The organism is Leifsonia sp. 1010, assembly GCF_031455295.1.
In the GTDB taxonomy this organism is placed as follows: Bacteria; Actinomycetota; Actinomycetes; order Actinomycetales; family Microbacteriaceae; genus Leifsonia.
In genome coordinates this window covers 1,988,550-2,001,357 of record NZ_JAVDSL010000001.1, presented here as the reverse complement: position 1 = coordinate 2,001,357, position 12,808 = coordinate 1,988,550, and the positions used below count along the sequence as shown (strand labels likewise).

Below are 12,808 nucleotides of genomic sequence, written 5' to 3'. Positions count from 1 at the left end.
CCATGGCGTTCACGCCGCCTCCCGCGTTCACGACGCGCCCCACTCTGCAGGGGACGTTCGGCATGAGCGCCTCGACGCACTGGCTCGCCACGGCGTCGGCGCAGGCGGTGCTGGAGCGAGGCGGCAACGCGTTCGATGCGGCCGCGGCGGGCGCCTTCGTGCTGCACGTCGTCGAACCGCACCTGAACGGTCCGGGCGGCGACCTCGTCGCGCTCTTCGCCACGGCAGACGACCCGACGCCGGTCGTGCTCTCCGGTCAGGGCCCCGCGCCCGCCGGGGCGACCCGTGAGCACTACCTCGCCGAGGGTCTGGAGCTGGTGCCCGGCTCCGGCGCGCTGGCCGCGGCCGTCCCGGGAGCCGTGGATGCCTGGCTCCTGCTGCTGAAGGACCACGGCACCTGGGAGCTCGCCGACGTGCTCGCGTTCGCCGTCGGTTACGCCGAGGGTGGGCATCCCGTGCTCGAGCGGGTGTGCGCGACGATCGCGCGCGTCGCACCGCTGTTCACCGAGCACTGGCCGACGTCGGCCGAGCGGTGGATGCCCGGCGGCCGCATCCCGGAACCCGGTGAGCTGATTTTCGACCCCGCCTACGCGCGGGTGCTGCGCGGCCTCGTCGCCGCGGGCGACGGCGCGGCGAGCCGGGAGGAGCGCATCGAGGCGGCACGCACGGAGTGGGCGACGGGATTCGTCGCGCAAGCCGCCGAGGCGTTCGTACGCACGCCGCACCGCCATTCCGACGGAGGGGATCATGCCGGCGTCATCGCCGCGTCCGACTTCGCCGGGTACCGGGCGTCGTACGAGCCGGCGGTGACCCTGGAGTTCCGCGGGCACACCATCGCGAAGACCGCCGCGTGGAGCCAGGGACCGGCGCTGCTCGCGACCCTCGCCATCCTGGACGGCCTCGACGACGACCGGCTCGATCCCTCCACCGAGCTCGGCGCCCACACGGTGCTGGAGGCGCAGAAGCTCGCGTACGCCGACCGCGACGCCTACTTCGGCGACGACGACGTGCCCCTCGGGACGCTGCTCTCGCCCGCCTATGCGGCCGAGCGTCGCGCGCTGATCGGCGAGCGGGCGGCCGCCGAGTTCCGTCCGGGGGTGCTCCCCGGCCGCGAGTCCTTCACGCCCCCACTGCGCACCGCTTACACCCCACCGTCGGGGGTCGCGGCAGAAGGCGTCGGCGAGCCGACCGTTTTGCGCACCGGCGAGACGCGCGGAGACACCTTGCCACATCGACGTCGTGGACCGCTGGGGCAACATCGTCTCGGCGACGCCGTCCGGCGGCTGGCTGCAGTCGTCCCCGACCATCCCCGAGCTGGGCTTCTGCCTCGGCACCCGCCTGCAGATGACCTGGCTGGAGGAGGGCTCCGCGTCGACTCTCACGCCCGGCCGCCGCCCCCGCACGACGCTGACGCCGACCCTGGTGCTGCGCGACGGCGTGCCGGTGACCGCACTCGGCTCCCCCGGCGGTGACCAGCAGGATCAGTGGCAACTGCTGTACCTGCTGCGCACGATCGTGGGCGGCTACTCCCCGCAGCAGGCCATCGATGCGCCGGCGCTGCACACCACCTCCATCGCGGAGTCGTTCTGGCCGCGCACCTGGGTTCCCGCCGGCGCGGTCGTCGAGGACCGCCTCGGCGACGCCGTCATCGCGGGTCTGGAGGCACGCGGCCACCGGGTCACCCGCGCCGGCGACTGGACGTTGGGCCGCCTGTCGTCCGTCGGTCGCGATCCGCAGACGGGCGTGCTGAGCGCCGCCGCCAACCCGCGCGGCCAGCAGGGCTACGCCGCCGGTCGCTGACGGCGCGTCAGGCCACGGACTCGACCGCGCGACGGACGGCGGCGACCGTCCGGGCCGCCTCCTCCGCGTCGGTCAGCCAGTTGCTGACGGAGAAGCGCAGCACGGGCCGGCCCTGCCAGGTGGACGGGGACGCGAGCGCGGCACCATCGGCGAGGAGCGCCGCCCCGACCGCACGGGTGCGGTCGTCGGTGCCGAAGGACGCGCAGACCTGGGTGTAGACGACCTCGTTCAGCACCTCCGCACCGGGTATGCCGCGGATGCCGTCGGCGATCACCGTAGCCGCATCCGCCAGCTGCTGTACCAGGTCGGCCACGCCGGCGCGGCCGAGCTGCGCGAGCGTCGCGTACGTGGTCAGCCCGCGGGCGCGACGGGAGAGCTCCGGGACGCGATCGCTCGGGTCGGCCACGTCGGCGGAGGAGGCGAGGTAGGCCGCGTGCTGCGCCATGGCGCCGTGCAGGGCGGCAGCGTCGGCGACGACGGCGATGCCGCAGTCGTACGGGACGCTGAGCGTCTTGTGCGCGTCCGTCGCCCACGAGTCGGCGCCTCCGATACCGTCCGTCAGTGGACGCAGTCCAGGGGCGGCGGCCGCCCAGAGCCCGAAGGCGCCGTCCACGTGCACCCAGGCGCCGGCGGCGTGCGCGATCTCGATCAGCTCACGGAACGGGTCGAAGGCGCCCGAGTGGATGTTGCCCGCCTGCAGCACGACCAGCGCCGGGCCGTCGCCGTCCGCCAGCGCCTCGCGCAGGGCGTCCGGCAGCATCCGCCCCTGAGCGTCCGCCGCCACGACCGTTCCGCGCCCGAGCCCGGCGAGGTGAGCGGCACTGTCGACCGAACCGTGCCGCTCGGCGCCGACCAGCACGCGGATGCGCGGCGACCCGGCCAGCCCGTCGCCGGGATCCCAGCCGGTCCGTCGCAGCAGCTCGTCCCGTCCGCACGTCAGCCCGACGACGTTCGCGACAGTGGCTCCCGTGACGAATCCCACTTCCGCGGTCTCGGGCAGGGCGAGCAGGTCGAGGAGCCACTCGGCCGCGAGCTCCTCCGCTCCGGCGACCCCGGGCGTGACGGAGCGGAGGCCGTTGTTCTGGTCCCACGCCGACGTCAGCCAGTCGGCGGCGAGCGCGACCGGTTGCGCCCCTCCCATGACCCAGCCATGGAACCGGGGCGAGTGGATGCGCATCAGCCCGGGCTCGATCGCCGCCGACATGCGACGGATCACCTCGGCGGGCGCCGGGCCGCGGTCGGGCAGCGTCCGGCCCAGCGCATCCTTCACCTGCTCCACGTCGGTCTCGGGCGGGATGCGCCCGTCGCGGATGCCGTCGAGCCAGCGCTCCGCCGACGCCACCGCCTGGTCCAGCGGCTCGCGGAATCCCTCCGGATCAGTCACACGCGCATGCTAGTGCGCGCCGAGGCGCTCGTTGCTGCTCGTTTCGGAGGCGCAAGGCAGCACCCCCGAGCTTCTCGTCACCAGACGGGCGGCCGGCGGTCCGCCCAGCGGAGGCGGCGCTCCAGTTGCGCGGCGATCGAGAGCAGCGTCCGCTCGCCGCCGGGACGGCCGATCAGCTGGACGCCCATCGGCAGCCCGTCGGCGGTCTGCGACACCGGGAGGACGATCGCCGGGAGACCGGTGACGTTGAGCATCGACGTGAAGGGCGTGTATTGCACCTGCTGTTCGAAGTTGCGCTCACCGTCCTCTTGGTCGTACCAGCCGACCGGGCGCGGGGTGAGCGCCATCGCGGGCGTCAGCACGGCGTCGAACGAGGACAGCTGCCGGATGAAGGAGCGTTCGTACGCGGTGAGCGCCGAGAGCGCCTCGCCGAGCTCTCGGGCGCTGAGCGAACGCCCACGCTCCACCAGCCACGCCGTCAGCGGCTCGAGCAACGCGAGCGCTTCCCCTTCGGCCGGGATGCGCGCCGCCCCGGCCTGCCAGATCGTGCGGAAGGCCGGGGCGTACGTGTCGTCCGGCTCGAGCGCCGTCTCCTCGACCCCGTGACCGAGCGACGACACGGCGTCGACGGCCGCGGCGAGCGCCTCGCGCGCCTCCGGCGAGATGTGGATGTCGTAGGCGCCGTCCCAGGCGGAGGTCGTCATCACGCCGAGCTGGAATCTGCCCTCCCCGCGCACGGCGGTCCCCAGGAAGGGACCGTCGTCATCGTAGGGAGCGCGCAGCGTGTAGTGGTGGTCGATCCGGCCGTTGCGCTTCGCGATGATCCCGTCGAGCAGCAGCGCCGCGTCCGCCGTGGTGCGCGCGATCGGCCCGTCGACGACGAGCCCCGCGAGCGAGTCGATCCCGCTGCCCGCGGGCACCAGTCCTCGGGAGGGCTTCAGTCCGATGAGCCCGCATGCGGCGGCGGGGATGCGGATGCTGCCGCCTCCATCGGACCCCGGGGCGAAGGGCAGCATCCCCGCCGCCACGGCGACTGCGGCCCCTCCGCTCGATCCGCCGGCGCCGAGCTCCGGGTTCCAGGGGTTGCGCGCGGGCGGCGCGGCGAGCGACTCCGTGTAGGCGGGGAGGCCGAACTCCGGTGCGTTCGTCTTCCCGAGGCTCACGGCGCCCGCGGCATCGAGCGTCTCGACGATCTCGTCGCTGGTGTCGGGAACGAAGCCGGCCATCGCGCGGGAGCCGAACCCTGTCGGCACGCCGGCGCGCATCCACAGGTCTTTGTCGCCGGAGGGCAGCCCCCACAGCGGGGCGGTCTTGGGCACCCGCTCGGCCACCTCGTCGGCCCGCTCGAGAGCCTGCTCGCGCGTGACGGTGACGAATGCTCCCAGCTCGGGGTTCAGGCGTTCGATGCGGTCCAGGTAGTGGGCGGCGAGCTCCCGGGGCGACACCCGCCCGGACTGGAGTTCCTGCCAGAGTGCGAGCGCCGTCAGCTCGTGGAGGTCGGCCATGGGGCCAGGCTAGCCGACCGCGCCGTCCTCCCGGGCCGGCTGGAACTCGATCACGGCGGCGTTGAACGCGGCGGGGTCGACGTTGTACTCCCACGTGTGCTCGGCCGGAGGGAGCTCCACGAGCCGGACCAGGCGGGGGTTGGCCATGGCGAACAGCAGGGACGACGACAGCGGTACCTCCCGGTCGCCGTCGGAGTGCAGTACGAGCGTCGGGACGGTGAGCCTCCCCGGTCGCGACCAGTCGAGCAGGTCGAAGTCGATCGGTTCGGGCAGGCCCGCGTTCCCGGCTGTGACCGGATCGGCGAGCGCCCGGATCGCCAGCGCCCCCACCCACCCCGGAAGCCCGCGCTCGGCGGCCACGTTGCGGATCGCCGCGCGCCAGTCGGTGACCGGCGCGACGAGCACGAGCCGGTCGATGGCCGCCCGGTGGGCGCTCCGCTCGGAGAGCTGCAGCGCGAGCGCTCCCCCGAGCGACCAGCCCACGAGCACCACCCGCTCGGCACCGTGTGCGAGCGCGAACGCGATCGCCGCATCCACGTCCTCCCATTCGCGCTGACCGAGCTGGGAGGCACCGCCCGGCACGGACGGCCCCTCCCCGTCGCCGCGGAACGAGACCACCAGCGACGTCATGCCCAGGGCGTCCGTCGCCGGCACGGAGCGGAGGGCCGTCACGCGGGTGCTGTTGTGCCCGTGGATGTGGATGGCCCACGTCACCGGATGCCCGGCCTCCTCCGGCACGACCACCCAGGCCGGTGCCGCACCGCCCGGTACCGGGAGCCGCACCTCCCCGTATCGCCGCCGGAGCGCGGCCGGATCGGGATGGAGGTGCCCCGTCCACACGCCCTCGGCCGCCGCCGACAGATCGCCGGTGACCTCCAGCAGTTCGCGGGAGACGGTGCCGGTCTCGCGGTCGTACGCGATGGCGTGACCGACGACAGCATGACCGCCGTCGCCGAACCAGAGGCCGAACTGCCCGCGGTGCAGCGTCCGGCGGTCGGCCTCGAGCGTGACGGTCGTGTCGGTGCTCGCGTGGATGCGGGTCTGCGGCCGCGGGCTGGGCGCGACGATCGCGCGGGCGAGCGCGATCGCGGCGCGACGGACGCACCACAGCGCGCCGGCCCACAACAGGCCGGCCGCTCCGATGGCCACGAGAATCCACCCCATACCCGGAGGACGAGCCGAGGTGTCGCTTCGTGACGCGGAAACCGCCTCTTGACAGCGGCGGCGAAGCCTGGTTGGTTAGTTACATGAGTAATGAACCGGTGAAGCTCGCGTGATCGACGAAGGCAAGCCGATCTTCGTCCAGATCGCCGAACAGATCGAAGACGACATCATCGACGGGGTCTACCCCGCCGAGACCCAGGTGCCGTCCACGAACGAGTTCGCCGCCTTCTACCGGATCAACCCGGCGACGGCGGGCAAGGGCGTGAATCTCCTGGTCGACGACGGAATCCTCTACAAGAAACGAGGCATCGGAATGTTCGTCTCCGACGGCGCCCGCGAGCGGCTCGTCGCCAAGCGCCGCGACGCGTTCAGCGACGAGTACCTCCGCCCGCTGCTCGCCGAGGCCGCGAAGCTCGGCATCGGCGCAGAGCAGCTGACCCGCATGATCCAGACGGCCGCAGACCAGCGGCCGGCCACCCAGGAACCGCAGACGACGTCCTCGGCGACGTCCCCCTCGAAAGGAGTGAGCGCATGAGCGCCGCCCCCGCCCCGACCTCCATCGCCCCGGCGGTGCAGGTGTCGGGCCTGACCAAACGGTTCGGATCGTTCACCGCGATCGACGACGTGTCCGTCACCATCAAGCCGGGCCGCATCCACGGCCTCCTCGGCCGCAACGGCGCAGGCAAGACGACGCTGATGCAGCTCATCACCGGGCAGGACTTCGCCACGCAGGGCGACATCCACGTCTTCGGCGAGAAGCCGACCGAGAACCCGCGGGTGCTGCAGAACATCTGCTTCATCAAGGAGAGCCAGCGGTACCCCGAGGACTTCCAGCCGAAGCACGTCCTGCGCAGTGCGCCCTGGTTCTTCGAGAACTGGGACGCCGACTACGCGGACCAGCTCGTCGAGGAGTTCCGGCTCCCCCTCAATCGGCGCATCAAGAAGCTCTCCCGCGGACAGCTCTCGGCGATCGGCGTGATCGTCGGACTGGCGTCGCGTGCGCCGCTGACGTTCTTCGACGAGCCGTACCTGGGACTGGACGCCGTCGCACGCCAGCTCTTCTACGATCGCCTGCTCGAGGACTTCTCCGAGCATCCGCGGACCGTGGTGCTCTCGACGCACTTGATCGACGAGGTGGCGAACCTCCTCGAGCACGTCATCGTCATCGACCAGGGCCGCATCCTGATGGATGAGGACGCCGAGACCCTGCGCACCTCCGCCACCACCGTGGTCGGCCCGCGCGGAGCCGTCGACGAGTTCGTCCGGGCTCGCGAGGTGCTGCACCGCGACGGCGTCGGCGGCCTCGCCTCCGTGACCGTCGCCGGCCTCAGCGCCTCCGACCGTTCGCAGGCAGCGGCGGCGGGCCTGGAGCTCGCGCCGGTGTCGCTCCAGCAGTTGATCGTCCGCAGGACCGACGTCCGTGACACAGGAATCGAGCAGACCGCATGACCACCGTGAACCCGGCCCCCGCGCTGATCGCCGCGCCCCCGCTGGGGCACCGCGTCTGGCGCGTGGTGCGCCTCAACCTCGTCAACAAGTGGACCGCGATCTGGATCCCGGTCATGATCATGTTCTTCATCTGGCTGGTGAACTGGCTGATCTGGTGGATCATCTGGGCGGCGACCGCTCCGGCCGACCGCGCCGACGCAATGGACGGGACGCAGTGGAGCGGCGGCGGGTTCTACATCTTCGTCTACATGCTGATCGTGGGCATCCAGGTCATCACGGCGACATTCCCCTTCGCGCTCGGCTACAGCACCACCCGGCGCGACTTCGCCCTCGGCTCCGGGCTGACCTTCCTCATGCTCGCCGCCGGGTACGCCGTCGGCTTCACCCTGCTCTCGGCCATCGAGGAGTGGACGAACGGCTGGGGCCTCGGCGGCCACCTGTTCACGTCGGTCTACTTCGACGGGGAGAGTCTCGGCGGGCGCCTCTTCACCGTGTTCGCCGCCATGCTGTTCTTCTTCGCCGTCGGCGCGTTCTCCGCCGCGCTCTTCATGCGCTGGCGGATGAACGGCATCCTCGTGGCCGGTGCGGTCTTCGCCTTGCTGGTGGTCGGCGTCATCGCCCTGATCACCTTCACGCAGAGCTGGCCGGCTGTCGGCGACTGGTTCGTCGCGAACGGCCCGGTCGGTATCACGGCGTGGCTGCTGCTGCCGACCGCGCTGGCGGCGGTCGCCGGGTACGCGGTGCTCGGCCGGGCGACCCCGCGCAGCTGAGCGGACCGGCGGATGCCGGGCATGGACGTGGCCGGGAGTCTCGCGCTCCCGGCCACGGTTTCATGCCATCGGCCTCACTCGGCCGGCGCGTTCTCCACGCCGTCCGACGATGTCGGCGTCGTCAGGCTAAACCGCTGCGGCGACGCGCGACAGAACGTTCGGTGAACTCATAGCGGGATGCGAGGAGCGACCCACGGTTCGCTAGCGTGTCTTCCGTGCTGGGCTACCTGTTTCTCGCCGTCGCCATCGCGACAGAGGTCGTCGCGACGACCTTCCTGAAGTTCACCTCCGGCGACAACCCCAAGTGGTGGGCATTCGTCATCGTCGTCGTCGGCTACGTCGCGTCGTTCTTCGCGCTGTCCCTGGCGCTCGGCCGCGGCGTGCCCCTCGGCATCGCCTACGCGATCTGGTCGGCCGTCGGTGTCGCGGCGATCGCGATCATCTCCTGGGTGTTCTTCAAGGAGTCGCTCAGCTGGGTGCAGATCGCCGGGCTCGTTCTCGTGATCGGCGGCGTCGGCCTGCTCGAACTGGGCGCGAAGCACCCCGCCGCCTAGCGGCCGGTCAGGCCGAGCCGACGAACGCGCCGAGCGCCTCGTCCAGGGTCCGGGCGGGAGCGATGTACTCGTAGCGAGCACCCTCGCCGGCCGGGACGTACTCCCCCTCGGGCGTGACGGTCACCGCGCCGAGCAGACGGCCGCGGCCGAGCTCCGCATCCTCGTCCGGGAACGAGTGGTCGTAGACGTCGTAGCGATCGCCGTCCTCGTAGACGGTCAGGTCTTCCAGCAGCGGCATCAGAACCTCCTCGTGAACGGCAGCGGTTTGCGCATCCGGATGAGCAGCAGCAACGGCACCAGCACGTACGGCCCGTTGTAGAGCAGGAAGACGACCGGGTTGGGCGTGCGCTGCCCCACCGGTCCGAAGTGTCAATTCGCACACATGACCCGTGCTGCCATCTATGCTCGCATTTCGCAGACTCATCCGAATGTTGAGGCCAGACTAGATCAGGAGAAGCGCTGCCGGGTACTAGCGGAGCGTGGGGGCTATGAGATCGTGGCCGTTCGCGCCGATGACGGCATTTCCGGCTTCACCGACAACACCCGACCCGGTTAGCTTGACCTTATCAGCGGCGTACAAGCGAACCGGTATGACGTTGTGCTCGCCGTGGCTGAGGATCGGTTCACTCGTAGCGCTCAGGACGCAATCGGCTTCCAGGCGGAATGCGCCAGGCACGGTGTGGTTTGGCACACGTTAGCGTCGGGCAAGGTCGATCCCGCCACCGCAGAGGGTGTATGTCCACCATCAGCGGGGCTATTGCGGAGTTCGAAAGCCACGTGAAGCGCGAGCGCGTAAAAGCCTCCCTGGAGCGTCGGCTTGCTTTGGGCCAAGACTTGGGCGGGGCGCGTCCGTTCGGCTTCACAGAGGACCGCAAGGGCATCGTGGAGGCAGAAGCCGACTTAGTCCGCACGGCCTACCGAATGGTCCTGGATGGCGAATCGCTCTACTCCTCGCGCAGATGTTCGCAGCGTCTGGCATTCCAACTTCGCGCGGTAGTCAGTGGCGTGCCGCCAACGTCGGCAAGATGCTCCGCCGTGGTCGCTACGCAGGCGTTCTAGAGCACAAGGGCGTCGAGGTTCCGGTGCCAACCGCCCGGCGATTGTCGATCGTGAGATATTGGAGACCGCGAAGGCCATACTTGAGAACCCTGCCCGAACGGTAGCGCGCGGCCCGAAACCGAAGACCTGGACGGCCGTTGGCCTCGTGCAGTGTTCCGTACGCGGAAGCAAGCCGGCGTCACCGCCGTCGAGCACGACCGTCAAGCGCAAGACCTACCGATACGAAAAGCTCAGGTGCCCGAAGCATGCGGGCGACAGGAACGACGGCGTCACGCATCCGAGCATTCGCACCGAAAAGGCAGAGCACGAGCTGGCGGAGTTGGTGTTTATGAAGCTCGAGGCGCTCGCTCACTCCCCCGAGCAATCCGAATCCGCGGACCTGACCGCGTTGCGCGTGAAGCATGCTGAGCTGGCCCGCAAGAGGCAGGTGCAGCAGGAGATTGCTGAAGCTCCGGGCGCAGACGTTTCCGCCGCCCGCAAGCGCATCGCTGAACTTGGCCTCAAGCTTGCGGACGCCGATACCGCAATCACTGCCGCTGTCGCTAGTGACACCCGCGCCAGTCTGCACGCACGTGAGGCGTCCACGGATTACGGCGATTGGGCCACCGCCGAGGCGACCAAGGTGTTCCCGCGCTGGGAAGAGCGTTGGGCCGCGTTCCCGGTTCGAAGCGTCAGGATATCGTGCGGTCACTGTTCGAGTCAGTCACCCTCATGCGGGGGACGGAAGCCACCGACTACGCACAAGCCACGAGAAAGAGGCCGAGCCAATGGACGTCAAGGCGTTCTAGTCAGTGCCGTCGTCATCTACCTCCCGAACTTCCACATGCTGTATGCGCAGCATCTCCGAGCCGCGGTACTCCGGTTTGTTGAGAAGCTGTTGCAGAAGCTCAGCCGAGCCTTGTTTAGTCTGCAGATACGCGGCGCGCTGTTCGGCGATGTCCTTGTCGTCGCTCGACATGTAGGTGCGCTGGCCATTGAGCGTTAGATTCTCCGGCCGCCCACTCAGGATGGTGTAACTGACGTAGTAGCGAAGTCCCATGCCTGCGGACGCTACAGCATGGCCAACGAATCATGAAGCGCCCTATAGTCCCGACCATGAGCGAACGTCACCTTGAGATTGTCGGTCCCGAGATTCAGCCGGATCGCGGCAAAGAGATCGGTACGGTTACACGTGGACTGGTGCTAGACGCCGTGGTCCTCGCTAGAGACGCCAAGCGCATTGCCGAGAGTCGTGAGGCAGACGTGTGGCCTCGCGGTCTACAGCTCACGGTGTCCCGGCTAAGTGAAGCTGTCGAGCTACTCGCTGGGCAACTTGATGAGGTCGTGAACGGAATTCAATCCGGAAAAATCGAGTACGCCATCGGCAGTGACTAGGGGTTGTAGCGGTAGACGCCGTATTCGACCTTCTCGATAAATCCCGCCGAGGCAAGCTCCGAGAGGTAGCGACTAACCCTCTCGACCGACTCCCCGGCGTACCGAGCCTTCATGTCGGCAATTGTCATGGCCTCACCCGGGTTAGCCTCCAAGTTCATCAGTACGCCCTGGTTCGCGGTCCAAGGTTGGTTTGGCGTGCCTTCTGATTGACCTCGCCAACGGCCCTTCTGAGTCTCATACAGGCGGTCTGCGGTTAGCGTGTACTTCCCATTTCGGAAGGGCAGCGCAACTCGCCGCCCTCAAAGTCGCGAACCATGACATGCAGTAGTCCATCCTCGCTGTGTCGGTCACGGCTCAGGATGATCGGCGTATCGACTGTGCCCGCGATTCGGTTTGTGCCGCCCGCGCGAGGTCGAGAAGAGCGTTGAACACATCGAGGCAAGGGACGTTCCGCGTGCTCCGTGGTACGCCGTCGTTGGGGGCATTGCGGGCGTTGACTCAATCGTGCTCTCAGATACCACGCTGATTATCTTTGTGTCGAGCGGCGCGATTAGTCACTGACCGCTGAGAGCATCCCATTCGTCTGCAACGCGATCCTTTCGATCCGAGTGTTCGTGCGCGGCAATTTGCCTCCGCACGTCCCGCAACTGGTTGATGTCCAAATCGAGTGCGCCCGCAGCTTGCTCAGCAGCCTGACCTACGTCAATCTCAATCTCATAGTTGAAGCCCATTGCAGTTATTTCGTTCCTGAAACCAGCCTCGTACAAGACCTTTGCCACGGGCTGGGCGATTTCTCTCAGCTCAGCGTCAAGACGACCGTTCAGGTTCGACCCGAGCGCACCACTTCGTTTCAGCTCCGTGGCCACCAGATCCCGCAGCCTTCCCTCCAACTCGGAGCCAGACTGCAGGATGGCCTGATCAAGCGACTGCCGAAGAGCCCTCTTGCCCTCTGCATCGAGACGGTCGAACGTGGAAGCTTGATCGACTACGACCTCCCGAATGAGGCTGTCGAGAGACGGCTTCCAAGTCGTCAGGCAAAATCTGATGAGGGCGTCCGTGCCCCGCCTGATTGATTCTTCGGTCTGGGTGGCCTGTTGGTCTTGGTGAGCTGGGTGCGCCACTTGTCGCTCCAATCTGACTTTGAGTCAATGTCAGTTTGAAGATAGCGCGCGCCTGCGACATTCCCGGCCAGAATCAGAACCTCCTCGTGAACGGCAGCGGTTTGCGCATCCGGATGAGCAGCAGCAACGGCACCAGAACGTAGGGCCCGTTGTAGAGCAGGAAGACGACCGGGTTGGGCGTGCGCTGCCCCACCGGTCCGAAGAACTCGACGCCGAAGATCGGGATGGCCGTGAGGCTGATGATCATCGTCGCGTAGATCACGGCGAACAGCTGGATCCAGTTGAAGCCCTTCACGAGGCAGACGACCAGCAGCACGTAGAACGGCAGGTAGATGAAGGCGCTCGTCCCGGTGATGAACCGCAGCCACAGCGGCTCCTGCATGTAGAGAGGGTCGTACTGCGACGAGTACGTGTAGTTCCACTGCGCCAGGATGTTCGTCGTCGTGGCGGTCTGCGGGATCCCGAGCGTGGGGATCGCGTCACTGATGATGCAGGTCACGATGAACAGCGAGAACATCACGATGAAGAAGATGTCGACCGGACGCTTGCGCAGAGGCAGATTGGCGGGCGCCACCGGTGCGGTGGCGACACCGTTCGTCGCGGTTCCAGGGGTCACGGTGCTCACGCG

15 protein-coding genes and 1 pseudogene are annotated in these 12,808 nt (G+C 68.6%); 10 read left to right on the top strand and 6 right to left on the bottom strand.

Annotated elements, in window-relative coordinates; all coding sequences use genetic code 11:
* Positions 1 to 2 precede the first annotated feature (2 nt).
* Positions 3 to 1,800, top strand: a pseudogene (locus J2Y42_RS09645) (gamma-glutamyltransferase family protein).
* Positions 1,801 to 1,807: 7 nt separating this feature from the next.
* On the opposite strand, the gene J2Y42_RS09640 reads toward J2Y42_RS09645, so the two are convergent.
* The 3 genes from J2Y42_RS09640 to J2Y42_RS09630 all read right to left on the bottom strand — a co-directional run bounded on the left by J2Y42_RS09640 (position 1,808) and on the right by J2Y42_RS09630 (position 5,838).
* Positions 1,808 to 3,184, bottom strand: coding sequence for an aminotransferase class V-fold PLP-dependent enzyme (locus J2Y42_RS09640; RefSeq protein WP_309857429.1), 1,377 nt, complete (start codon positions 3,182 to 3,184; stop codon positions 1,808 to 1,810).
* A gap of 77 nt (positions 3,185 to 3,261) precedes the next feature.
* Positions 3,262 to 4,689 (bottom strand): amidase, encoded by a 1,428-nt coding sequence (locus J2Y42_RS09635; RefSeq protein ID WP_309857426.1) that lies wholly within the window; start codon positions 4,687 to 4,689, stop codon positions 3,262 to 3,264.
* 9 nt (positions 4,690 to 4,698) lie between these two features.
* Complete coding sequence (locus tag J2Y42_RS09630) at positions 4,699 to 5,838, bottom strand: alpha/beta fold hydrolase (RefSeq protein ID WP_309857423.1); 1,140 nt, start codon at positions 5,836 to 5,838, stop codon at positions 4,699 to 4,701.
* Positions 5,839 to 5,962: 124 nt separating this feature from the next.
* Here J2Y42_RS09630 and J2Y42_RS09625 point away from each other — a divergent pair, with 124 nt between their 5' ends.
* The 4 genes from J2Y42_RS09625 (at position 5,963) to J2Y42_RS09610 (ending at position 8,626) form a co-directional block, all read left to right on the top strand.
* Positions 5,963 to 6,388 (top strand): GntR family transcriptional regulator, encoded by a 426-nt coding sequence (locus tag J2Y42_RS09625; protein ID WP_309857421.1) that lies wholly within the window; start codon positions 5,963 to 5,965, stop codon positions 6,386 to 6,388.
* Positions 6,385 to 7,302 carry an ABC transporter ATP-binding protein gene (locus J2Y42_RS09620; RefSeq protein ID WP_309857418.1) on the top strand — a complete coding sequence of 306 codons (918 nt, stop codon included), beginning with the start codon at positions 6,385 to 6,387 and terminating at the stop codon, positions 7,300 to 7,302. Before J2Y42_RS09625 ends, J2Y42_RS09620 begins: the two co-directional genes overlap by 4 nt.
* A complete protein-coding gene (locus J2Y42_RS09615) occupies positions 7,299 to 8,072 on the top strand; it encodes a hypothetical protein (protein WP_309857415.1) in 774 nt (257 codons plus the stop codon). The genes J2Y42_RS09620 and J2Y42_RS09615 overlap by 4 nt, the downstream gene beginning before the upstream one ends.
* 206 nt (positions 8,073 to 8,278) lie before the next feature.
* Positions 8,279 to 8,626 (top strand): multidrug efflux SMR transporter, encoded by a 348-nt coding sequence (locus J2Y42_RS09610; protein ID WP_309857413.1) that lies wholly within the window; start codon positions 8,279 to 8,281, stop codon positions 8,624 to 8,626.
* Positions 8,627 to 8,633: 7 nt separating this feature from the next.
* On the opposite strand, the gene J2Y42_RS09605 is transcribed toward J2Y42_RS09610, so the two are convergent.
* A complete protein-coding gene (locus tag J2Y42_RS09605; RefSeq protein WP_309857411.1) occupies positions 8,634 to 8,864 on the bottom strand; it encodes a hypothetical protein in 231 nt (76 codons plus the stop codon).
* Positions 8,865 to 9,008: 144 nt separating this feature from the next.
* Between J2Y42_RS09605 and J2Y42_RS18695 the strand changes: the two genes are divergently transcribed.
* The 5 genes from J2Y42_RS18695 to J2Y42_RS09590 all read left to right on the top strand — a co-directional run bounded on the left by J2Y42_RS18695 (position 9,009) and on the right by J2Y42_RS09590 (position 11,059).
* Positions 9,009 to 9,182: a recombinase family protein gene (locus J2Y42_RS18695; RefSeq protein ID WP_396427144.1), complete on the top strand. Its 174-nt coding sequence runs from the start codon at positions 9,009 to 9,011 to the stop codon at positions 9,180 to 9,182.
* A 179-nt stretch (positions 9,183 to 9,361) separates the two neighbouring features.
* Positions 9,362 to 9,685 carry a hypothetical protein gene (locus tag J2Y42_RS09600; protein WP_309857408.1) on the top strand — a complete coding sequence of 108 codons (324 nt, stop codon included), beginning with the start codon at positions 9,362 to 9,364 and terminating at the stop codon, positions 9,683 to 9,685.
* On the top strand, positions 9,604 to 9,789 hold the full coding sequence (locus tag J2Y42_RS18690) for a hypothetical protein (RefSeq protein ID WP_396427151.1): 186 nt from the start codon (positions 9,604 to 9,606) through the stop codon (positions 9,787 to 9,789). Before J2Y42_RS09600 ends, J2Y42_RS18690 begins: the two co-directional genes overlap by 82 nt.
* The gene (locus tag J2Y42_RS09595) at positions 9,744 to 10,670 is read left to right on the top strand and encodes a hypothetical protein (RefSeq protein ID WP_309857406.1); all 927 of its coding nucleotides are present in this window, start codon (positions 9,744 to 9,746) and stop codon (positions 10,668 to 10,670) included. Before J2Y42_RS18690 ends, J2Y42_RS09595 begins: the two co-directional genes overlap by 46 nt.
* 110 nt (positions 10,671 to 10,780) lie before the next feature.
* Entirely contained in the window at positions 10,781 to 11,059 is a 279-nt protein-coding gene (locus tag J2Y42_RS09590; protein WP_309857403.1) for a hypothetical protein, read from the top strand.
* A 554-nt stretch (positions 11,060 to 11,613) separates the two neighbouring features.
* Here J2Y42_RS09590 and J2Y42_RS09585 read toward each other — a convergent pair.
* Positions 11,614 to 12,180 (bottom strand): hypothetical protein, encoded by a 567-nt coding sequence (locus J2Y42_RS09585; protein ID WP_309857402.1) that lies wholly within the window; start codon positions 12,178 to 12,180, stop codon positions 11,614 to 11,616.
* A 73-nt stretch (positions 12,181 to 12,253) separates the two neighbouring features.
* Positions 12,254 to 12,805: a DUF2781 domain-containing protein gene (locus J2Y42_RS09580; protein ID WP_309857399.1), complete on the bottom strand. Its 552-nt coding sequence runs from the start codon at positions 12,803 to 12,805 to the stop codon at positions 12,254 to 12,256.
* Positions 12,806 to 12,808: the final 3 nt, after the last annotated feature.

Excerpts from the sequence above, each read along its gene's own strand:
- J2Y42_RS18695 (WP_396427144.1), top strand. The coding sequence starts at position 9,009 with ATGACCCGTGCTGCCATCTATGCTCGCATTTCGCAGACTCATCCGAAT.
- J2Y42_RS09605 (WP_309857411.1), bottom strand. The coding sequence starts at position 8,864 with ATGCCGCTGCTGGAAGACCTGACCGTCTACGAGGACGGCGATCGCTAC.
- J2Y42_RS09615 (WP_309857415.1), top strand. The coding sequence starts at position 7,299 with ATGACCACCGTGAACCCGGCCCCCGCGCTGATCGCCGCGCCCCCGCTG.
- J2Y42_RS09620 (WP_309857418.1), top strand. The coding sequence starts at position 6,385 with ATGAGCGCCGCCCCCGCCCCGACCTCCATCGCCCCGGCGGTGCAGGTG.
- J2Y42_RS09600 (WP_309857408.1), top strand. The coding sequence starts at position 9,362 with ATGTCCACCATCAGCGGGGCTATTGCGGAGTTCGAAAGCCACGTGAAG.
- J2Y42_RS09590 (WP_309857403.1), top strand. The coding sequence starts at position 10,781 with ATGAGCGAACGTCACCTTGAGATTGTCGGTCCCGAGATTCAGCCGGAT.
- J2Y42_RS09635 (WP_309857426.1), bottom strand. The coding sequence starts at position 4,689 with ATGGCCGACCTCCACGAGCTGACGGCGCTCGCACTCTGGCAGGAACTC.